Origin of the sequence: Azospirillum brasilense, from assembly GCF_005222205.1 — a bacterium.
GTDB classification, from domain to species: domain Bacteria; phylum Pseudomonadota; class Alphaproteobacteria; order Azospirillales; family Azospirillaceae; genus Azospirillum; species Azospirillum brasilense_G.
Window position 1 is genome coordinate 954,968 of record NZ_CP032345.1, and the last position, 21,009, is coordinate 975,976.

15 protein-coding genes are annotated in these 21,009 nt (G+C 69.2%); 5 read left to right on the forward strand and 10 right to left on the reverse strand.

Annotated elements, in window-relative coordinates:
• Window positions 1–80: 80 nt before the first annotated feature.
• From ftsA to lpxC, 3 genes are all read left to right on the forward strand, one after another.
• The gene (gene ftsA, locus D3869_RS04740) at window positions 81–1,343 is read left to right on the forward strand and encodes a cell division protein FtsA (RefSeq protein WP_038530575.1); all 1,263 of its coding nucleotides are present in this window, start codon (window positions 81–83) and stop codon (window positions 1,341–1,343) included.
• Window positions 1,344–1,468: 125 nt separating this feature from the next.
• Complete coding sequence (gene ftsZ / locus D3869_RS04745) at window positions 1,469–3,259, forward strand: cell division protein FtsZ (RefSeq protein ID WP_137139128.1); 1,791 nt, start codon at window positions 1,469–1,471, stop codon at window positions 3,257–3,259.
• A 359-nt stretch (window positions 3,260–3,618) separates the two neighbouring features.
• The gene (lpxC, locus tag D3869_RS04750) at window positions 3,619–4,563 is read left to right on the forward strand and encodes a UDP-3-O-acyl-N-acetylglucosamine deacetylase (protein ID WP_137139129.1); all 945 of its coding nucleotides are present in this window, start codon (window positions 3,619–3,621) and stop codon (window positions 4,561–4,563) included.
• 392 nt (window positions 4,564–4,955) lie between these two features.
• Here the strand turns inward: lpxC and D3869_RS04755 are convergent, their stop codons facing one another.
• Both D3869_RS04755 and ligA read right to left on the reverse strand, forming a co-directional pair.
• Window positions 4,956–5,354, reverse strand: a complete 399-nt coding sequence (locus D3869_RS04755; protein ID WP_137139130.1) for a bacteriohemerythrin — start codon at window positions 5,352–5,354, stop codon at window positions 4,956–4,958.
• 110 nt (window positions 5,355–5,464) lie between these two features.
• Complete coding sequence (gene ligA / locus D3869_RS04760) at window positions 5,465–7,852, reverse strand: NAD-dependent DNA ligase LigA (protein ID WP_137139131.1); 2,388 nt, start codon at window positions 7,850–7,852, stop codon at window positions 5,465–5,467.
• A 231-nt stretch (window positions 7,853–8,083) separates the two neighbouring features.
• Here ligA and D3869_RS04765 point away from each other — a divergent pair, with 231 nt between their 5' ends.
• Window positions 8,084–8,611, forward strand: a complete 528-nt coding sequence (locus tag D3869_RS04765) for a hypothetical protein (protein WP_137139132.1) — start codon at window positions 8,084–8,086, stop codon at window positions 8,609–8,611.
• Between the two features lie 379 nt (window positions 8,612–8,990).
• Window positions 8,991–10,325 carry a globin-coupled sensor protein gene (locus D3869_RS04770; protein ID WP_175426397.1) on the forward strand — a complete coding sequence of 445 codons (1,335 nt, stop codon included), beginning with the start codon at window positions 8,991–8,993 and terminating at the stop codon, window positions 10,323–10,325.
• An 86-nt stretch (window positions 10,326–10,411) separates the two neighbouring features.
• Here the strand turns inward: D3869_RS04770 and D3869_RS04775 are convergent, their stop codons facing one another.
• The 8 genes from D3869_RS04775 to D3869_RS04810 all read right to left on the reverse strand — a co-directional run bounded on the left by D3869_RS04775 (window position 10,412) and on the right by D3869_RS04810 (window position 20,934).
• Entirely contained in the window at window positions 10,412–11,086 is a 675-nt protein-coding gene (locus D3869_RS04775; RefSeq protein WP_137139134.1) for a hypothetical protein, read from the reverse strand.
• Between the two features lie 235 nt (window positions 11,087–11,321).
• On the reverse strand, window positions 11,322–13,166 hold the full coding sequence (locus D3869_RS33560) for a carbohydrate-binding domain-containing protein (protein WP_247895723.1): 1,845 nt from the start codon (window positions 13,164–13,166) through the stop codon (window positions 11,322–11,324).
• A 269-nt stretch (window positions 13,167–13,435) separates the two neighbouring features.
• Window positions 13,436–15,106 (reverse strand): DNA repair protein RecN, encoded by a 1,671-nt coding sequence (gene recN / locus D3869_RS04785; protein WP_137139135.1) that lies wholly within the window; start codon window positions 15,104–15,106, stop codon window positions 13,436–13,438.
• A gap of 8 nt (window positions 15,107–15,114) precedes the next feature.
• Window positions 15,115–15,933, reverse strand: coding sequence for an outer membrane protein assembly factor BamD (locus D3869_RS04790; protein WP_109068122.1), 819 nt, complete (start codon window positions 15,931–15,933; stop codon window positions 15,115–15,117).
• A gap of 165 nt (window positions 15,934–16,098) precedes the next feature.
• The gene (locus D3869_RS04795; protein ID WP_137139136.1) at window positions 16,099–16,836 is read right to left on the reverse strand and encodes a protein phosphatase CheZ; all 738 of its coding nucleotides are present in this window, start codon (window positions 16,834–16,836) and stop codon (window positions 16,099–16,101) included.
• Between the two features lie 200 nt (window positions 16,837–17,036).
• The gene (locus tag D3869_RS04800; RefSeq protein WP_137139137.1) at window positions 17,037–18,164 is read right to left on the reverse strand and encodes a protein phosphatase CheZ; all 1,128 of its coding nucleotides are present in this window, start codon (window positions 18,162–18,164) and stop codon (window positions 17,037–17,039) included.
• Window positions 18,165–18,167: 3 nt separating this feature from the next.
• Entirely contained in the window at window positions 18,168–18,533 is a 366-nt protein-coding gene (locus D3869_RS04805; RefSeq protein WP_014241240.1) for a chemotaxis response regulator CheY, read from the reverse strand.
• A 370-nt stretch (window positions 18,534–18,903) separates the two neighbouring features.
• Window positions 18,904–20,934 carry a M24 family metallopeptidase gene (locus D3869_RS04810; RefSeq protein WP_137139138.1) on the reverse strand — a complete coding sequence of 677 codons (2,031 nt, stop codon included), beginning with the start codon at window positions 20,932–20,934 and terminating at the stop codon, window positions 18,904–18,906.
• Between the last annotated feature and the right edge of the window lie 75 nt (window positions 20,935–21,009).

Genomic DNA, 21,009 nt, shown 5'->3' on the forward strand with positions numbered 1-21,009 from the left:
CCTCCGCCACACCTCCTCCTGAACCCCTTTTCTGAAACGCGGACGACCGGACGCATCGAGGCCATAGGGTTGTGCTGAACATGGGCTTCAACGGGGCGAAAAAGCCAAAACGAGCCACCCGCGGCGGGATCATCGCCGCGCTGGACGTCGGCTCGACCAAGGTGTGCTGCCTCATCGCCCGCGTCGAGGATGCGGGGGCCGTGCGCATCGTCGGCATCGGCCACCAGATCGCCACGGGCGTGCGCGCCGGCGCCATCATCGACATGGAAGCGGCGGAGACCTCGATCGGCGCCGCCGTCCACGCGGCCGAGCAGATGGCCAACGAGACGATCCGCGACGTGATCGTCAACGTGTCCTCCCCGATCTCCCACGGCTTCAACGCCGAGGTCCCGGTCTCCGGCCAGGAGGTGACGGAGAGCGACGTCCGCCGCGCGCTGGCCCACGCCCGCAGCCTGCAGGTCGGCCCGGATCAGGCGCTGGTCCACGCGATTCCCGTGGGCTTCGCGCTCGACGGCAGCCGCGGCATCCGCGACCCCAAGGGCATGTACGGCGAGCGGCTGGGCGTCCAGGCCCACGTCATCACCTCGCCCGCCGGGGCGGTGCGCAACCTGCAGACCTGCGTGGCCCGCTGTCACCTCGACATCGAGGGCCTGGTCGCCAGCCCCTACGCGTCCGGCCTCGCCTGTCTGGTCGACGACGAGATGGAGATGGGCTCCGCCTGCATCGACATGGGCGGCGGCACCACGACGATCTCCGTCTTCTCCGAAGGCACGCTGGTCTGGTCGGACTGCATCCGGCTGGGCGGCAACCACGTCACCAACGACATCGCGCGCGGGCTGACCACGCCGGTCGTCCATGCGGAGCGCATGAAGACGCTGCACGGCAGCGCCATCACCAGCCCCGCCGACGAGCGCGAGATGATCGACGTCCCCCAGGTCGGCGAAGAGGAGCGCCTCGGCGCCAACAACCTGCCGAAATCCTATCTGGTGCGCATCATCCAGCCCCGGCTGGAGGAGATTTTCGAGCATGTCCGCTCGCGGCTGGAGCATTCCGGCTACGCGAAGCTGGTCGGCCGGCGCGTCGTCCTGACGGGCGGCGCCAGCCAGTTGCCGGGCATGCGCGAGCTGGCGCAGCTGATCCTGGACAAACAGGTCCGCATCGGGCGACCGACGCGGATCACCGGTCTGAACGAGGCGCAAGGCGGTCCGTCCTATTCGACCGCCGCGGGCCTCCTTCTGCACGCCGTGCGCAATCCGGCGGAACTTCCCGTGGCGGGCCATGAGGCTGGCGCCGGCACGGGGTTCTTCGGGCGCGTCGGCCTGTGGCTGCGGGAGAACCTTTGAACTGAACCCAAAAAGGCTCCCGGCACGCCCCGTCATTCCTGCCTAAAAACACCACCCGGAACCAACCGGGCAAGAACCCGCGACGCAAAGCATCGAACCAATCAAAAGGTTGTGGAGGCCATAACATGATCAACGTGACCATCCCCAGCATCGAACCCGAGCTGAAGCCCCGCATCACCGTCTTCGGTGTCGGCGGCGCCGGCGGCAACGCCGTGAACAACATGATCAAGTCCAACCTGGAAGGCGTGGACTTCGTGGTCGGCAACACCGACGCGCAGGCCCTGAAGGGCTCGCTCTGCGAGAAGCGCGTCCAGCTCGGCACCACCATGACCCGCGGCCTGGGCGCCGGCTCCAAGCCGGACGTCGGCCGCGCCTCCGCCGAGGAGCAGCTCGAGGAGATCATCGGTCACCTCGAAGGCGCCAACATGGTGTTCATCACCGCCGGCATGGGCGGCGGCACCGGCACGGGTGCGGCCCCGGTCATCGCCCGCGCCGCCCGCGAGCGCGGCCTGCTGACCGTCGGCGTGGTGACCAAGCCCTTCCATTTCGAGGGCGCGCACCGCATGCGCCTGGCCGAATCGGGCATCGCCGAGCTGCAGCAGTATGTCGACACGCTGATCATCATCCCGAACCAGAACCTGTTCCGCATCGCCAACGAGAAGACGACCTTCGCGGACGCCTTCAAGATGGCCGACGACGTTCTGCATTCCGGCGTGCGCGGCGTGACCGACCTGATGGTGATGCCCGGCCTCATCAACCTGGACTTCGCCGACATCCGCTCGGTGATGACCGAGATGGGCAAGGCGATGATGGGCACCGGCGAGGCCGGCGGCGAGCGCCGCGCCATCGAGGCCGCCGAGGCCGCCATCTCCAACCCGCTGCTCGACGACGTGTCGATGAAGGGTGCCCGCGGCGTCCTCATCAACATCACCGGCGGCTACGACATGACCCTGTTCGAGGTCGACGAGGCGGCGAACCGCGTCCGCGACGAGGTCGATCCGGACGCCAACATCATCTTCGGCTCGACCTTCGACAGCTCGCTGGACGGCGTGATGCGCGTGTCGGTGGTCGCCACCGGCATCGACGCCGCGGCGATGTCCAACCCGCGCACCCTGCATCCGGTCAACCTGTCGCTGGTCTCCGACCGCAACGGCGGCAATGGCGGCCTCGCCAAGAAGCCCGCCGGCGCGGCCGGCCTGACCCAGGCTGCCCCGGCTCCGCTCGCCTCCGGCTCGGTCGCCCCGGCGATCCCCGGCGCCGGTCTGGCCCCGCGCCCGATGGGCGGCGTTCCGCAGCCCCAGGCCCAGCCGCAGGTCCAGCCCCAGCACCATCCGGCCGAGGTCCAGCAGCACGTTCCGGTCCAGCAGCCGATCCAGCAGCCCATCGACCCGATGGTCCAGCACGCCCCGCAGCATGCGCCCCACCCGCACATGCCGATGAGCCACGACGCCATGCAGCCGGTGGAAACCGCTCCGGCCCGCAACGTCGCCACCGGCCCGCTGCACAGCGAGCGCCGCGACGGCCACTTCATCGCCCCGAAGGCCGCCGATCCCGGCCCGCGCCAGCCGATGAACGCCCCGCCGATGTCGAGCCAGCTCGCCGCCGCCGCCCAGGCGGAGCCGCCGGCCCGCAAGCCGAACTTCCTGTTCGGTCTGGTCACCGGTCTGGCCGGCCGCAAGGCCGAGCCGGCGCCGCAACCGGCCCCGCAGCCGCAGCACCAGCCGCAGCATCACCATCAGCCCCAGCACCACCAGCCGCAGCACCAGCAGCCGGTGATGCCGCAGCCGCCGATGGCCGCCCCGCAGCCGCCGATGGCCCAGGCCCCGCGCCCGCAGGCGATGGGCGACGGCACCACCCAGAAGATCGACGAGGAAGCGCTGGACATCCCCGCCTTCCTGCGCCGTCAGGCCAACTGACGCGTCAACGAGGCTGGCCCAATTGATCTGAGGGCAACAGCAACCCGCCGGTCGCCGCCGCCTCTTTCGAAGCGGCATCGGCGGGTATCCACAACCTGTTAGACTTCAGCCGCCTCCAGAGCTTCGCAAGAACGCTCCGGGGGCGGTCTTTTCGTGTCTGGGGGACGCCGGTTTCGCGTCCGGCGACGGTGCTCTACCGCCCTGCAACAAACGGTAACAAAGAGTGATTTGTCCTCCATGGGGGCCAATGATACCTAGCATATGCGGTCATAAGCGCTGACCCGCCCCGCCCTCGGCGGAGACCGGCGGCAAATCGCGGACCGACCGCACAAGACCAAGATTGAAACGGGACAGACACCGTGGCTCAGAATCGCATCAAGACCGAAGGCATGCTGCAGCGTACCCTGGCGAAGCCGGTGCGTTGCTCGGGCGTCGGGCTGCATACGGGCGCAACGGTCACCCTGACGATTTCCCCGGCCGAGCCGAACAGCGGCATCGTCTTCCGGCGCACCGATCTCAGCGGCCCCGCCGCGGTGATCCCGGCGCGCTGGGACCATGTGGTCGACACCAAGCTGTGCACGGTCATCGGCAACGCCCACGGCACCACCATCGGCACCATCGAGCATCTGATGTCGGCGCTGGCCGGCTGCGGCGTGGACAACGCCGTGGTCGCGCTGGACAACATTGAGGTGCCGATCATGGACGGCAGCGCCGCCCCCTTCGTGGAGGCCATCGAGCGCGTCGGCACCGTGTCGCAGAACGCGCCGCGCCGCGCCATCCGCATCCTGAAGCCGGTCACCGTGACCGAGGGCAACAAGAGCGCCACCTTCACGCCGGACCACACGACCGGCTTCAGCTTCGAGATCGACTTCGCCAGCAAGGCCATCGCCCAGCAGAGCCACGAGGTGGAGCTGGACGCCGAGACCTTCCGCGACGAGATCAGCGCCGCCCGCACCTTCGGCTTCCTGCACGAGGTCGAGGGCCTGCGCAAGATGGGCCTCGCCCGCGGCGGCTCGCTCGACAACGCGGTGGTCATCTCCGGCGACGAAGTGATGAACGAAGGCGGCCTGCGCTTCGACGACGAGTTCGTGCGCCACAAGATCCTGGACGCGGTCGGCGATCTCTATCTGGCCGGCGCGATGTTCGTCGGCCACTTCCACGGCGTGCGCTCCGGCCATGCCCTGAACAACCAGCTGCTGCGCGCGCTGTTCGCCGACGCCAGCGCCTGGTGCTACGAGACGCCGCCGAGCACGGCGCTGCCGGGTGCCGTCTGGCACGCGACCGAGCGGCTCGCCGTCGCCTAAAACGCGCTCCACAGCGTCGCGCTGCCCCTGCCCTCCCCTTCCGGGGAGGGCATTTTCGTTTCGCGCGCTCCCCTCCCCTCTCGGATTCGCGCAGGGCGAGTCGCCCGCGCACTCCCCTCCCCTTCCGGGAGTGGAAGGATGTGATTGTTGCGCCGCTTTCCCAAAAGCGCAGTAATATTGAATTATATCAATATTTTATGTGGTGTTTTTGAGACTTCGCCTGAGGTAGCGCCGTCGAAATCCCCTCTCTCGCCTTGGGAAAGGGTGCCCGCGCAGCGGGCGGGTGAGGGGCGAGCGAGGATCAAAGCGCTTATCCTTGGAAACACCCTCACCCTTCCCACGCCTACGGCGCGGGCCCCTTCCCTCTTCCCGGAGGGGAGAGGGTCACTCACTCACTGCTCCGCGGCGTAGGCGCCGAAACGGGTGTCTTCCTTGAGGATGTGCTGGCCGAGCCAGTCGGCGCAGAATTCGAACACCTCGTCGCCCGTGATGGTCTCACGCTGGGCATGGAAGCGCTCGCGGTAGGATTCCACGTTCCGCGTCAGCGCATCGTGAAGGGCCTTGTGCGCGGCGAAGGTCGGGTAGTTGGCCTGGGCCATGTGCGCTTCTTCGCGTGCGAAATGATCCTTGGTGTAATGGATCAGCTCGTCGAGAATCGCTTCGATGACGTCAGGAGAGGAGCGGTTCTCGTCCGCGCCCAGCTTGTTGACGATGTCCACGAGAACGCGATGATCATCATCGAGTTCTTCGATACCGACGCTCATCCAGCGCGACCATTGAATGGAGTCCATGGCGATCCCCCGTCTCGTTCTTCTTATGGCGCTTCGACCCTTTATGGGACCGGCGGCGAGGGGCGTCAACGCGGCACACAGCCGCGCCGCCCCTCCCTCGCCGCCGCCGGTCAGCCGGCGATCAGCTCGGCCCACTCCTGCTCGCTGAGGATGGTCACGCCCAGATCGCGCGCCTTGGCGGCCTTGCTGCCCGCGTCCGCCCCGCAGATGACGTAGTCCGTCTTGGCCGAGACCGAGCCGGCGACCTTGGCGCCCAGCGACTCCGCGCGGGTCTTCGCCTCGGTGCGGGTCATGGTCTCCAGCGTGCCGGTGAAGACCACCGTCTTGCCGGCGACGGGAGAGCCGCTGGCCGCCTTCGGGCGTTCGGCGTCGGCCACCCGCACGCCGGCGGCGCGCAGGTCGTGGATGATCGCGCGGTTGCGCTCTTCCAGGAAGAAGCCGGCCAATTCCTCCGCGGCGACCTCGCCGACGTCGGGGATGGCGACCAGCTCGCCCCAGCCGGGGCCGGGCTGCGCGGCGACCGCGGCGAGCATCGCCGCCTTCCAGTCCGCAAGGGCGCCGTAGCGTTCGGCCAGCGCCTGGGCGGCCCGGCTGTCCACCTTCTTGATGCCCAGCAGCTTGATCACGCTGTCCAGCCGCAGCGCTTCCTGGCCGGCGTAGAAATCCAGCTTCGGCAGGTTCTCCGGGTCGGCGAACCAGGCGAGCAGCGCGTCGGCCTTCACCGGGCCGAGGCCGTTCAGCGCGTGCAGGTCGCGCCACGCCTCGCCCGGCATGTTGGCGACGGCGCGCTCCATCCCCTCCAGCCAGCCGTCGATCGAGCCGTATTGGCGGGCCAGCGACTTGGCCGTCACCTCGCCGATGTGGCGGATGCCCAGCGCGAAGATGAAGCGGTGCAGGTCGATGCGCTCGCGCCGCTGGTTGATCGCGCCGAACAGGTTTTCGACCGACTTCTCCTTCCAGCCCGGACGGCCGAGGATGGCGATCTCGCCCGCCGCCACCCGGCGTTCCAGCGTGAAGATGTCCACGGGGGAGCGGATCAGCCCGTCCTCCCAGAACTCCTCGATGGTCTTCTCGCCCAGCCCTTCGATGTCGAAGGCGTTGCGCGACACGAAATGGCGCAGCCGCTCCTTGGCCTGGGCGGCGCAGATCAGGCCGCCGGTGCAGCGGCGCACCGCCTCGTCCGGCTCGCGCACGGCGAGGCTGCCGCAGACCGGGCAATGGTCGGGGAAGACATAGGGGACGGCGTCGTCGGGGCGCTGCCCCTCCACCACCCCGACAATCTGCGGGATCACGTCGCCGGCCCGCTGGACGGTCACCAGATCGCCGATGCGGACATCCTTGCGGGCGATCTCGTCCTCGTTGTGCAGCGTGGCGCGGCTGACCACCACGCCGCCGACGGTGATGTCCTCCAGCTCGGCCACCGGGGTCAGGGCGCCGGTGCGGCCGACCTGGATGGTGATGCCCTTCAGCCGGGTCTGCGCCTGCTCCGCCGGGAACTTGTGGGCGATGGCCCAGCGCGGCGCCCGGCTGACGAAGCCCAGCCGCTGCTGAAGCTCCAGGCTGTTGACCTTGTAGACCACCCCGTCGATGTCGAAGGGCAGCGCCGAGCGCTCCTCCCCGATCTTGCGGTAATGGGTCAGCAGCGCCTCGGCGCCGTTGCACAGGTTGGCCGGGCGGTTCAGCGAGAAGCCCCAGCCGCTCAGACGCTCGCGGATGCCCCACTGGGTGTCGGCGATCGGCTCCGACAGCTCACCCAGCGCGTAGCCGAAGAAGCAGAGCGGGCGCGACGCGGTGATCTTCGAATCCTTCTGGCGCAGCGACCCGGCGGCGGCGTTGCGCGGGTTGGCGAACAGGTCTTCCCCCCGCTCCGCGTAGGCGCGGTTCATCGCCAGGAAGTCGTCGCGGTTCATGTAGACCTCGCCACGCACCTCCAGGACGGCGGGATAGGGCGCCTCCAGGGTCTGCGGCACGTCCTTGATGGTGCGGACGTTGGCGGTCACGTCCTCGCCCTCCGTCCCGTCGCCACGGGTGGCGGCCAGGACCAGCCGGCCGTTCTCGTAGCGCAGCGAGCAGGACAGCCCGTCGATCTTCGGCTCGGCCACGAACTCCAGGGGGGCGTCGTCGGACAGGCCGAGGAAGCGGCGGACGCGGGCGACGAACTCGTGCGCCTCCTCCGGCTCGAAGGCGTTGCCCAGCGACAGCATGGGCAGCGCGTGCCGCACCTTGCGGAAGGCCGCCGACGGGGCCGCACCGACGCGCAGCGACGGCGAATCGGCGCGGCGCAGCTCCGGATGGCGCGCCTCGATCCCGTTGTTGCGGCGGACCAGCGCGTCATAGTCGGCGTCGGAAATCTCCGGCTTGTCCTGCTGGTGATAGAGCCGGTCGTGGTGGGCGATCTCCTGGGCCAGCGCGGCCAGTTCCGCCTGCGCCTGCCCCACCGTCAGCTCCTCCACGGGGATGCTGCGGAGCGCGGCGGGGGTGTCGAACAGGTCGTTCATGGCGGGTCTCTTCGATGCCTTCTCGTGTGGACGGCGCCGGGTCGGCGGGCGCCGCCGGGGGCGCAGCATAGCGCCGCGGGGGCGTGGCGTGGAGTCCGGCCTTGAGCCGGTCTGGCATTCGGCCCCGTCCGCACCAACCTTGAAACTGCAGACCTTGAGCAGACCTTGAAAGGTGCGGGAGCGCGAGGGTTGCGTGTATGATGGGCCGGCGCCCGTGAACGGATGTGCTGTATGACCGAGCCGACCAGCCGTGCGACCGCCGGCAGCCTGACCATCGACGATCGCTTCGTCATCGCCGCGGCGCTTGACCGCATCCTGTACGACGATCCCGACCATTTCGCGACGGAGGACGCGCGCCTGCTGCGCCGGATGATCCCGCGCACCCGCTCCGCCTGGCTGCGGCTGGGCTTCCGTGCGGAAAGCCAGGGGCCGTCCATGTCGGGCCGGGCCGCCGGGGTGGGCGACGTGAAGATGGACGGTGACAAGAAGGTGGTCGAGGGCGGCGTCGGCGAGGCCCCGGTCTGGCGCTGCGGCCAGTACAAGATCTCCAACCACGGCGATGATCTGGAGATCTGGCAGGTGATGAGCGACGAGTTCGCGGAGGAACCGAAGGGCGCCCGCCTGGAGTACGGCGCGACCGGCACGCCCGAACGCCTGACCTTCTTCCAGCCCCGCGACCTGGAGTTGCGCATCCCATTCACCGGTATCGCCGTCGGACTTCGCCTCGGCGGTTGGCAGCCCTGGAAGCGCGCCGCCTGAGACCGGCATAGGCCTGCGCCCGGTTGTCGCATACCGGAGTATTAAAACATTCCGGAAGAGCATGTCCAAATGACGGCCAGGCGCCGCTTCATGGCAGCTTTGCGAAGATTTCCAGAGACTTGAGAATCTTCCTTATTTCCTACGACATCGACGAAGGGCGGTGCGGGAAATTATATTCTTTCGCCGGTTCTGTCTTTTTAGTCGTCGGACTTCAATAAGTTCAATGTTTTACAAAGCCGCAATCGAGTGTGAAACCGATCGTTAAAATTGTCATGTCCATGATGGCTCCATGGTTATAGCCGAGCGGCGGTCAGCCGGCAGGGGTCCCGGTGCAGCCGTGCTTCAACGCCTGCCAACCAAGAACCAAGAGACGAACGCCATGGACAACGGCATTCAGGAACGCCTCTCCTTTCTGCGGATTGGTGGTGAAACGGCAACGCTTCTGAAGGAAGCCTGGAGCATCGCCGAGCCTCACCTGCCCGTCATCCTCAAGGACTTCTACGACCACCTTCTCGCCATCCCCGAACTCAGGAGGATCCTGGACGGGAAATCCGTCGAGCGCTTGAAGGAGGCCCAGGTCAACCACTGGCGGCATCTGTTTTCCGGAAGCTTCGACGAGGTCTACCTGACGCGCGTCAAGGCGGTGGGCCAGGCGCATTACCGCATCGGCCTGCACCCGCGCTGGTACTTCGGGGCCTACCGGCTGGTTCTGGGACGGCTGGGCGCTCTGGTCGGCGAGCGGCACCGCCGCGACGCGCCGCGCGCCATGACGATCATGGGGGCGGTGGAGACCGCGATCTTCCTCGACCTCGACCTGTCCTTCGACGCCTACAGCACCGCCGTGATGACCATGACGAACCGGATGCTGGTCGAGCTGGCGGAGAATTTCCGGAACACGGTGCAGGGCGCCATCGAAACCGTTGGCCACTCGGCGGCGGCGGTCAACGCGGCGACCGGCGCGGTGCGCGGCATCGCCCAGGACACCGGCGTGCGCACGGAGCATCTGACCGGCGCGGTCTCCGGCACCGCCAGCAACGCCCGCGCCATCGCCGCGGCGGCCGAGGAGTTGACCGCCACCAACCACAGCGTGGTGTCGCGCATGGAAAGCGCCTTTTCCATCGTCAACGAGGCCCAGGCCGCCACCCAGCGCTCCACCGAAGCGGTCACCGCGCTGGCCGGGATCGCCGGGCGGATCGGCGGAACGCTGAAGCTGATCAACACCATCGCCAACCAGACCAACCTGCTGGCGCTGAACGCCACCATCGAGGCGGCCCGCGCCGGCGAGGCCGGGCGCGGCTTCTCCGTGGTGGCGGCAGAGGTCAAGCAGCTCGCCAAGCAGACCGCCGGAGCCACCGAGGACATCACCCGCCTGCTTCAGGAGATCGACGGAGCAACCGGCCGGACCCGCGACGAGATCGCCGGAATCGGCGCGGTGGTCGGAGCGCTGCGCACCCATTCGCAGGACGTCCTGTCCATCATGGGCCAGCAGAACGACGCGACGCGGGAGATTGCCCAGAACATCCATGAGGCGAGCCGCTCCGCGGAACGCATGTCCGACGAGGCCGGGCACCTCGCCGACGGCGCGCGGTCGGTCATGGCGTCGGTCGAGGACGCCTTCCACACCACCGCGCGGCTGACCGGGACGGCCGAGGAACTGCGCACCGCGCTGGACAAGTTCCTGTCGCACATGTTGTCCCTGCGCATGGCGTCGTGAGGCGGGCGTGAGGCGGACGTCGGCGCGGGGATAGGAGGCGGGACCGGGAGACGGCGGGCGCGCCGTTCCGCCCCCGCCACCGGGGATCACGAATCGCCCAGGGCGTTCTCGTCCTCGTCGCCGATGAAGTCGCCGCCGGCTTCCGGGCCGTTCTGTCCGGCCTGGCCTGCGTCGGGGTCTTCCCCGTCCTTTTCCCACTGATCGTTGGGAGTCTCGATGACCTCCCGGGTCTTCGGGGCCAGGGCGGCCACCGCGACGCTGAAGACCTCGTCGGGGGCCAGCATGATGTCCTGCCCGTCCGGAGCGTCCCCCTCGGCCCCGGGATTGCGTCCGTCCTTGCTGACGCGGCGGTAGATCGGCTTGCCCGGCATGGTGTCCCAGATCCTGCCGTCGGGCGTGGTCACATACATGTGCTGCGGCAGCACCTGCCCGGGAAGAAAGCGGCCCCACAGGCGGATGCCGCTGCCCTCCTGCGGCGTGAAGCCGAATTCTCGGCACAGCAGGAGCAGGCTGAGCGGCGCGACCTGCGCCGGCGGCTGGTCGGGGGCGGGCCCTTTCCAAAGGTCGTTGTTGGTGAGCACCGTCAGCCCACCGGCAATCTCGTCGTCAACCGGAATGTCCTCCACCCCGTAGAGAAGATCGCCCAGCCTGGCGTACCGTGTGTTGATCGCGACGGCCGTCTCGGGATCGCCGGACAGCGCGAAGACATGGCACGCCATATCGTGATGGCTGTCGTTCCCGATGAATTTTTCCCTGGGCATCGCTCCTCCTTGACCGGCACCCCCACCGCCGGCGCCCGCGAAGGACGCGCGCCGGCCGGGCACCACCGGAAAGGACGAGGCGAAGCCGAACGTCGTGAAGGAAAAGACGCCGGGAGGCCGCCCTTAAAGCGGATTGCAATCCGCTTTGGACCGCGACGGCGGTCCCGGTCGCACATGCGGCCGGAGCCCGCCGGCGAATGAGGCGCTATGAGTCTAAAGCGAACGGAAGTTCGCTTTAGGCGGCGTCGAGCGGATGCAGCGGGTCGGGGTGATGCTCCGCCAGGGCCGCGGCGTGGGCGTAAGCGTCCAGCGGCGGGACGGCGTCGTACAGCGACGCACCATGGTCGGCGTGCAGCGGAGCCGCCGCCTCCAGCCGCTGCGCGACGAGATGCTGCCACACGGTGTCCTGGCCGTCCGCGTGTTGGGCGGCGGGCGGGCTCGCGGACAGGGCCGACGCCACGGCGCCCGTCCCGGCGGCGGAGGGGAACCAGGACTTGTCGGCGTCGACGACCAGCGTGCCGTTCCACCACAGGCCGGCCTGCCCCTTCACCACGTCCTTCCCGTCGAGCGCGCCCTTGTCGTAGGTGACGTTCGACGCCGTGGGGGCGACGGCGTGGCCGTTGATGGTGACTTTGTTGACGAACAGCGAGCGGTCCTGCCCGTTCACCATGGCGTCGTTGTCGTACTGGACCTGGACCTTGTGCGCCTGGTCGGCGGTCAGGTTGGTGGCGAAGGTGAAGTCCTTGGCCGCCGTGCCGACGGTGGCGCCGCCGATGGCCTTGCCGTCCACCAGCAGATTGAAATGGGCGTTCACACCGCCGGCCGCGGCTCCGGAGGCGTTGACCGTGATCGTCGTGTTGGCGGGCGCCGCCTGGACCGGGAAATCCTTCGCCGGGGCATCGACCACCAGCGTGCCGCCCCACCACATCGACGACTGGCCCTTGACCACGTCCTTGCCGTCGAGCGCGCCCTTGTCATAGGTGACGTTGGCGGCGGCCGGGCTGTGGGCCGTGCCGTTGATCGTCACCTTGTTGACGAACAGGTTGCGGTCCTGGCCGTTGACGAAGCCGTCGTTGTCGTACTGGACCTGCACCTTGTGGGCCTGGTCGGCGGTCAGGTTGGCGGTGAAGCTGTAGTCCTTGGCCGCCGAATCCACCGTGGCCTGCCCCACCGTCTTGCCGTCCACCAGCAGGTTGAAATGGGCGTTCACCCCGCCCGCCGGCGCGCCGGAAGCGTTGACGGTGATCGTCGTGGCGCTCTGCGCCGTTGGGACCGGGGCGGACTGGGCGATCTTGGCCAGCAGGGCGTCGGTGTCCAGCTCGAAATAGCCGGCGGTGCCCATGGCCTTGCCGGTGCTGCGGGCGAGATCGAGGAACTCCGACTGGGTCAGCCGGGTGCCGGTCTGCTCCACCCACGCCTGCTGCGCCCGCGCCACCGCCGCGGTGACCGCCGGCGCGGCGAAGGAGGAGCCGTTGGCCGTGTAGGTGACGCCCGACAGATTGGTGATCCGCACGTCGGTGCCGTCGGCGCAGACGTCGGTCAGCGACGGGCTGCGCTGCGCCCAGGACGGGAAGGCGCCGTCCCCGGTGGAGGCCGAAACGCAGATCTGGTTCACGTCGGCCGCGTAGCTGGACACGGTCTGCGTCGCCCCGCCGTCGCCGCTGTTGCCGGCGGCGGCCACGGTCAGCACGCGCTTGGCGGCGAGAGCGGCCAACTCGTCGGAGATCGTGGTGGTGGCCGCGGTCGTCTGCGCGCCGCCGCCCAGCGACAGGTTCACCGCCGTGATGTTGTAGGCGTCGGCGTTGGCGACGACCCACTGCAGGGCCTTCTCGATGTTGGCCTCGCTGGCGCCGCTGCCGTCGTCGGGCATGACCTTCAGCGCGATGATGCCGACGTCGGGCGCGTTCTCCAGGATCTCCGCGGTGACCAGGGCGCCGTGCGTGTTCGCGTTGGCGACCATGACGTCGTTGTCGTTTCCGTAGAAGTCATGCTGATAGACCAGCCGGCCCGTGTTCCAGGCGGAGGACAGGCCGCTGTCGATCACAACGACGTTGCCGGCGGAAGCGGAGCTGTTCGACATCTTGCCAACCTTGTTCGTTCTTGGGCGAACGGCGCCCGCTTACCGGACGCGCAGGGCTGGACTATGCGTGTTTTGCTGTGGCCGCCGTATGACCGCTGCGGGCGATTGCTGTGACCTGATACCGTCAAGCCAAGGACTTGGCTTGACGTATTGCGTTCAAACGCCACGCAGGCTTTTCGCGCCATGGGGCGCGGCGCCCGGTCGGGCGCTCCGGCGAGCGGATGAACGGGAAAGCCCATTCATCCGCTCGCCGGGATCATGGTACCGCGCTAGCCGCGCCCGGCGATCAGGCTGTCGGCGGCGGCGCGGGCCTCGGCGGTGACGGTGGCGCCGGACAGCATGCGGGCGATCTCCTCGCGGCGGTCGTCGCCGTCCAGCTCGACCACGCCGGTCGTCACCTGCTCGCCCTTCACCGACTTCTGGACCTTGAGGTGGATGGAGCCGCGGGCGGCGACCTGCGGGCTGTGGGTGACCACCAGGACCTGAAGCCCCTGCCCGAGCGTCTTCAGCCGCTCGCCCACCGCGGCGGCGACAGCGCCGCCGATGCCGGTGTCCACCTCGTCGAACACCAGCGTGCCGACGGTCGAGGTCTGGGCCAGCACCACCTTCAGCGCCAGCATGAAGCGCGCCAGCTCGCCACCGGACGCGATCTTGTTCAGCGCACCGGGGGGCGAACCGGGGTTGGTGGCGACCTGGAAGGCCACGCGGTCCATGCCGGCGGCGGTCCAGTCCGATTCGTCGGCCAACGGCTCGACCAGCGTGCGGAACTTCGCCTTCTCCAGCTTCAGCGGGGCGAGTTCGGTGGCGACCGCCGTATCCAGCCGCCCGGCGGCCTGCTGGCGCTCCCGGCTCAGCGACTCGGCGGCCTTGCGGTAAGCGTCGCGGGCGGCCTCCGCCTCACGGGCGAGGCGGGCCAGCAGATCGCCCTGGTCCTCGATCAGGAGCAGCCGGTCGGCCATGTCCTTGCGCAGGGGGGCCAGCGCGTCCACGTCCACCCCGTGCTTGCGGGCGGCGGCGCGCAGGGCGAACAGCCGCTCCTCCAGCTTCTCAAGGGCCTGCGGGTCCATATCCACGTCGGAGGACACGGCCTGGAGACCGGCGATGGCCTCCCCCGCCTCGGTCGCGGCGCGGTCGAGCGCGGCGATGACCGGGTCGAGCTTGCCGGCGGCCTTGTCGGCGATGCGGCTCAGCGTGCGGATGGCCGAGGACAGGGCGCGCTCCACCCCGCGGTCGCCCGACAGCTCCCCATAGGCGGCGTTCAGCGCGTCGACCAGCTTTTCCCGGTGCATCAGCACGGCGCGGGTCTCGGCCAGTTCCTCCTCTTCGCCCGGCTTGGGGGCCAGCGCGTCCAGCTCGGCCACGGCGTGGCGGAGATACTCCTCCTCCGAGCGGGCGCGGGCGATCTCGGCGGCGGCGTTGGCCCGCGCGTCCTCGACCTGTCTCCAGGCGCGGTGGGTGGCGGCGACCTGGGCAGCCTGGGCGGCCAGCCCGGCGTAGGCGTCCAGCACGCCGCGGTGGGTCTGCGGATTCAGGAGGCCGTGGGTGTCGAACTGGCCATGGACCTCGACCAGCTCCTCGCCCAGCCGCTTCAGCAGGCCGACGCCGACCGCCTGGTCGTTGACCCAGGCGCGGCTGCGCCCGTCGGCACTGACGGTGCGGCGGACGACCAGCCGCTCCTCGGGGTCGAGCCCCTGCTCCCTGAGGATGGCGAGCGCCGGGTGGTCACCCGACAGGTCGAACTCCGCCGTCACCGACGCCTGGTCGGCGCCGTGACGGACGAGGCCCGAATCGGCCCGCGCGCCCAGCGCCAGACCCAGCGCGTCGAGCAGGATCGACTTGCCCGCACCGGTCTCGCCGGTGAGGACGCACAGGCCCTTGCGGAAGCCCAGCCCCAGCCGTTCGATCAGGACGACGTCCCGGATCGTCAGCGACGCCAGCATGGATCGTCCTAGAACAGGGAGCTCCAGGCTCTGCTGATCCAGGACTTCTCGTTTCGCTCCGGACGCACGTTGGCGTCCACCAGCAGTGCGTAGCTGTCCGTGTACCATTCGCTGCCGGGGAAGTTGTGGCCGAGCACGGCGGCGGCGGTCTTCGCCTCGTCCGTGATTCCCAGCGCCAGATAGCACTCCACCAGCCGGTGCAGCGCCTCAGGGACGTGGGAGGTGGTCTGGTAGTTTTCAATCACCGTGCGGAACCGGCCGATGGCGGCGGTGTACTGGCGCTGCTTCAGATAGAAGCGCCCGACCTCCATCTCCTTGCCGGCGAGATGGTCGTTGGTCAGGTCGATCTTGATCTTGGCGTCGCGGGCGTACTGGCTGTCCGGGAAACGGCGCACGACCTCCGACAGCGCGTCCAGCGCCAGGCGGGTCATGCGCTGGTCGCGGCGCACGTCGGTGATCTGCTCGTAATAGGACAGCGCCCGCATGTAGTAGGCGTAGGAGACGTCGGGGCTGCCCGGATGAAGCTGGATGTAGCGGTCGAGCGCCAGGATCGCGTCGTCGTACTTCAGATCCTGGTAATGGGCGTAGGCCGCCATGATCTGCGCCTTGCCCGCCCATTCGGAATAGGGGTGCTGGCGCTCCACCTCGTCATAGAGCTTGGCGGCGACCTTGAACCGCTCCTCCCGCATGGCGGCGTCGGCCTCTTGGTAGATCTGCTCGGCCGGGCGCTCGACATACTGGTCCTCGGGTTTGGTCGAGGAGCAGGCGGTCAGGGCGGAAGCCAGGAGGAGGGCCGCAAGCGGCAGACGGGTAAAACGGCGGGGCATGGTCGTCGCGATGCTTTCGAAGTTGGCCCTATATAGCACGCCGGGGCGCGGGGGCGGCAAGCCGCTTCGGCGAACAAATTTCGAACCTCGCCGCCGCGATGCGGCCGGACGCTCCGGAACGGGGGCCGGGATGGGGGCTGGGAAGGGGGCGAAACGGGGGACCGGTCAGCCGAACAGCGCGTCGATGTCGGCCTGGCTGATGTTGCCCGTCTCCTGATGGTCGGCGGGGCCGTGCAGCTCCAGCGACTCGTCCATCTTGGTGACGGTGGGCGGCAGGGGCATCGCCTCGAACTCGCGCTTGTTCCAGTGGCTCATCATCGCGTCGACGCGCTCCTCGATGAAGGACAGGGCGCGGACGACCTTGGTGATGCGCTGGCCGGTCAGGTCCTGGAAGTTGCAGGCCTCGTAGATGCGGACGATCACGTCGTTCATGTCGTTGACACGGTCGGCGTGGTAGCCCTCCGGCAGCGAGGACTTCAACTCGTGAACGACCTCCTCCAGCTCCTCGGCGCAGGCCATGATGGTGTTGGTCGCGGCCTCCGTCGCGGACACGACGGCGCTCAGCTCCTGGGAGGCCTGCTGGAACTTGTCGTCGCCGGCCAGCGGGTGGCGGATCGCCGCCATCTCCACCTTGGTGGCCTTGATCCGGCCCGAGATGTCGGCGATCTCGACCTGGATCTGGTCGATCTGCTGGGCGTCCATGGTCAGGAAGCGGTCGAGCTTCGCGCCGAGGTCGCTGATGGCGCGGATGACGTCGCTGTTGTCCACGGTGACCGGACCGGACGGCAGCGAGGCCAGCGCCGGCGCCAGGGGGGCGGCGTCGTCCACCACCGCCTGGTAGGGGTTGCCGGTCCGGCGGGCCTTCTGAAGCTCCGCCATGAAGGGTTTCGAGAGATTCCTCATGCGGGCTGCGCCTCTTTCCGAAGGGACGTCCGGGGCATCCGCGCACGCCGGCCCGTCTGGTCAGGACTGCCCGCCAAGGCCGGCATCGACCCGGCGGGCGACGATCGTCATAGCAAACTTCAGGTCCCAATGCGCCGGCCGTCTGGCGCGGCGGCAACTCTTCACAAATCCGACGCCGAACCGTCGTGTTGACCGCGGGGTCAGCCGAACAGGGCGTCGATGGCCGCCTGATCCAGCGGCGCCGGAGGCTCGTCCGCCGCGGGCGGCGGGGCGGCCGCCGGCTTGGCATCCGGCTTCGGAGCGGCCGGCTTCGGGGCGGGCTTGGCCGCCGAGGCCGGCTTCGGCACCGGCTTCTTGGCGGCGGGGGCCGGGGCGGGAGCCGACGGCGCCGCGGCCGGAGCGGGAGCCGGACTGTCGAACAGGCTGTCGATGTCCGCCTGGCTGGCCTTCGCCGGAGCGGCCGGTGCTGGAGCCGGGCTGTCGAACAGGCTGTCGATGTCCGCCTGGCTCGCCTTGGATCCGGTCTGGGCCGCCACGGGAGCGGGGGCCGGAGCGGCGGCGGCCGGCGGCGGTTCGGGAGCCGGCGGCGGCGGAACCGCCATCGCCGGGCTGTCGAACATGCTGTCCACGTCGGCCTGGCTGACGCCGAGGCCGTCGAGCTGGGGACCGTTCAGCAGATGGGCGTCCGGACGGGTGTCCGTGTTCTCATGGGAGACCTGGATGCCGGCGAGCTTCTCGACGCCCCAGATGTTGATCATCGCGTTGACCCGCTGCTCGATGTAGCGGAGCGCGTTGACCACCTTGCTGGTGCGCTGGCCGGTCAGGTCCTGGAACGAGCAGGCGGTGAAGATGTTGGTCACCTCCCCCTCGATCTCGGAGCAGAGTCCGGGATCGGCGCCGTCCGCCTTCAGCTTGCCCGACAGGTCCATCAGCCGCTCGGCGGCGTTCAGGATCTCGAAGGACGCGCGTTCGGTGGAGATGACGATGGCGTCCAGCTCGTTGGTCGCCGACGTGATCTTGTCGCCGCCGGCGTCGGGCGGACGCAGGGCCGCGACCTCGCGCCGCGCCTGCTCGATGGAGGCAGCCATCTCCATCAGCTCGCGCCGCAGCACCTCGACGTGCTTGGAGGCTTCCACCACCTCGCTCTGCTGATGCCAGGAGCTGCGGAACTCCAGCAGCATCTTGCGCACCTCCTCCGCCGCGGCCCCGTGGGCCCGGCGGTGGAAGCGGCGCAGGAAGGCTCGCCCCTTGGTCGTGCGGGCGATCGCTTCCTCGATCTGGTCGAACTCTTCCTCGGAAAGCTGCGGAAGCTGATCCAACCCAACCACTCCTTACCCGCCGATGACGGCCTGGATCTTCTGCTTCAGGGTGTCGGCGTTGAAAGGCTTGACGATGTAGTTGTTCACACCGGCCTGCTTGGCGGCGATCACGTTCTCGGTCTTGCTTTCGGCGGTGACCATGATGAACGGGGTCGAGGCGAGCTTGGCGTCGGCGCGGATCTCCTTGAGGAGCTGCAGGCCGGTCATCGGCTCCATGTTCCAGTCGGAAATGATGAGGCCGAACTTGCTCTCGCGCAGCTTCTGCAGGGCCGAGACGCCGTCGCCGGCCTCGTCGATGTCCGTGTAGCCGATCTGGGTCAGGAGGTTCCGCACGATGCGCCGCATGGTGGCGTAGTCATCGACGACAAGGATCTTCATCTACGCGTCTCCGCATTCTTCCGTTGCTAGGCCCCGGCCCGGCGTTCAGCCCGCCCGGCGCGGCATGGCGTGCGCCGAGGTCGGTCTGGTCCGACTGTGATGCCTTAAGTCTGCCGAAAAGTCATCCCTCACGGCCACAGTGACGTACGCCCGTAAATATCGGGTTACCAAGACCACCGAAAATCCGCCGGGCCCCGATGCGATGAGGCATCGCTTCCAAGGCACGGACGCGCGTCCGGCGGCGGTCCGAAGGGGCATACCCCTGCGCCGGGTGGGGACCTTGCCAGAATTCACAGGCGAACGCACGGGCTGATTCTCGCCTCATGCGCCGTCCAGCCGCCGACAAGGGTCCATCCCGGCCCATTTCCCATCAATCGATGATCGGGGAGGTCGCCTGCCTCAACCAGTGCGCCACGGCGGCGTCCGCCCCGCCCGCGAGCCGCGGCTCCAGCGTCTCGCGCACCTGGGTGTGGTAGGCGTTCAGCCAGGCGATCTCCGCCTGGGTCAGCAGCGCTGGTTCGACGAGATTGCGGTCGATGGGGGCCAGGGTCAGCACCTCGAACCCCAGCATGGGCCGCTCCGCCATGGGCAGGTCGAGCGGCTGGACGACGATCAGGTTTTCGATGCGGATGCCGTAGGCGCCGGTCTTGTAGTAGCCGGGCTCGTTGGACAGGATCATGCCGGGCTGCAGCGCAACGCTGTTCGGCACCTTGGAGATCCGCTGCGGCCCCTCGTGCACCGACAGGTAGCTGCCCACCCCGTGGCCGGTGCCGTGGTCGTAGTCGAGCCCCAGCGACCACAACGGCAGGCGGGCCAAAGTGTCGAGCTGCGACCCGGTGGTGCCGCGCGGGAAGCGCGCCGTGCTGACCGCGATGTGCCCCTTGAGGACCAGGGTGAAGCGCTCGCGCATCTCCGGGGTCGGCGCGCCGATGGCGATGGTGCGCGTCACGTCGGTGGTGCCGTCCTGATACTGGGCGCCGCTGTCCAGCAGGAACAGGCTGCCCGGCTCCAGCCGGCGGTCGGTGGCCTCCGACACCCGGTAATGGACGATGGCGCCGTTCGGCCCCGCCCCGGAGATCGTGTCGAAGCTGAGACCGCGGAAGCGGTCGTTGGCGCGGCGGAAGGCCAGCAGCCGGTCCGCCGCCGCGATCTCCGTCACGGTGCCCGACGGCGCCTCCTGCGACAGCCAGTGCAGGAAGCGGACGAGCGCCGCGCCGTCGCGGATGTGGGCGGCGCGGGTGCCGGCCAGTTCCGCCTCGTTCTTGCAGGCCTTGGGCAGGGCGCAGGGGTCGGGGTCGCGCTCCAGCTTGGCGCCGGCCATGTGCAGCCGGTCGAAGATCCAGGCCGAGGTGCTCGCCGGGTCGGCCATCACCTTGCGCCCCTCGCGGCCCAGCCCGTCGAGCGCGGCGCCCAGATCGTCCGGGGCGCGCACGGCGACTTGGTTGCCGAGATGGGACTCCACGCCGGGCGCCAGCTTGCGGCGGTCGATGAACAGGTCCACCTGCGCGTCGTCCTTCAGGATCGCGAAGGACAGCGGCAGCGGCGTGCAGGGCACGTCCGCGCCGCGCAGGTTGAGCAGCCACGCGATGGAATCGGGCTGGGTCAGCACCACGGCGCCGATGCCGTTGCGCGCCAGGTCGCCGGCGATGCGGGCGCGCTTGTCGGCGGCGCTGTCCCCGGCGAAGGCGAGGTCCTGGGCGACCACCGGGGCCAGCGGGGGCGGCGGCTGGTCCGTCCACACGCGGTCCACCGGGTTGTCCGGACAGGGCACCAGCGACAGGCCGATGCGCTGCAACTGCTGGCGGGTGCGCTCCACCCAGCCGGCGGTGTGCAGCCACGGATCGTAGCCGAGCCGCCCGCCTTGCGGCAGCGCCTCCCCCACCCACTCGGTCAGCGGATCGTCGACCAGATGCCGGTATTCGTAGAGATCGCCCGACACCTCCGCCTGGACCTGGAGGGTGTAGCGCCCATCCACGAAGATGGCGGCGCGCTCGCGTCCCACCACGGCGTGGCCGGCCGATCCGGTGAAGCCGGTCAGCCAGGCGAGGCGCTGGGCGCGCGGCGGCACATACTCGCCCTGATGCTCGTCGCCGCGCGGCACGATGAAGCCGTCCAGCTCGGCGCGGGCCAGGACGCCGCGCAGGGCGGCGATGCGGGCGGCGTAATCGGGCGCCCCGGCGACACGGCCATCGGCAAGGTCGGCCTTCAAGGCGCGGAGCTGCCCGGCGAGATCCTCCGGAAGCCGCGCCCCGACCAGAATCATCCAGCCGTCGGGGTCCTCCCCCTCCGGCGCGGCGAGCACCCCGGCGACGAGGCTGCGGATGTCCGCGGGGGTTAGGGGCAGGCCCGCCTGGGCCAGGAGCTGCGCCAGGGTTTCGTCGCCGCGGTAAGCGCTGGACACGGGGGCTGATCCTCATCCGGTGAAGCCGTCCGCGACAGGCTAGGCAGGGACGCCTCACCGCGCAAGCGCGGGAAT

Excerpts from the sequence above, each read along its gene's own strand:
- ftsA (WP_038530575.1), top strand. The coding sequence starts at position 81 with ATGGGCTTCAACGGGGCGAAAAAGCCAAAACGAGCCACCCGCGGCGGG.
- ftsZ (WP_137139128.1), top strand. The coding sequence starts at position 1,469 with ATGATCAACGTGACCATCCCCAGCATCGAACCCGAGCTGAAGCCCCGC.
- D3869_RS04755 (WP_137139130.1), bottom strand. The coding sequence starts at position 5,354 with ATGGACTCCATTCAATGGTCGCGCTGGATGAGCGTCGGTATCGAAGAA.
- ligA (WP_137139131.1), bottom strand. The coding sequence starts at position 7,852 with ATGAACGACCTGTTCGACACCCCCGCCGCGCTCCGCAGCATCCCCGTG.
- D3869_RS04765 (WP_137139132.1), top strand. The coding sequence starts at position 8,084 with ATGACCGAGCCGACCAGCCGTGCGACCGCCGGCAGCCTGACCATCGAC.
- D3869_RS04770 (WP_175426397.1), top strand. The coding sequence starts at position 8,991 with ATGGACAACGGCATTCAGGAACGCCTCTCCTTTCTGCGGATTGGTGGT.
- D3869_RS04775 (WP_137139134.1), bottom strand. The coding sequence starts at position 11,086 with ATGCCCAGGGAAAAATTCATCGGGAACGACAGCCATCACGATATGGCG.
- D3869_RS33560 (WP_247895723.1), bottom strand. The coding sequence starts at position 13,166 with ATGTCGAACAGCTCCGCTTCCGCCGGCAACGTCGTTGTGATCGACAGC.
- recN (WP_137139135.1), bottom strand. The coding sequence starts at position 15,106 with ATGCTGGCGTCGCTGACGATCCGGGACGTCGTCCTGATCGAACGGCTG.
- D3869_RS04790 (WP_109068122.1), bottom strand. The coding sequence starts at position 15,933 with ATGCCCCGCCGTTTTACCCGTCTGCCGCTTGCGGCCCTCCTCCTGGCT.
- D3869_RS04795 (WP_137139136.1), bottom strand. The coding sequence starts at position 16,836 with ATGAGGAATCTCTCGAAACCCTTCATGGCGGAGCTTCAGAAGGCCCGC.
- D3869_RS04805 (WP_014241240.1), bottom strand. The coding sequence starts at position 18,533 with ATGAAGATCCTTGTCGTCGATGACTACGCCACCATGCGGCGCATCGTG.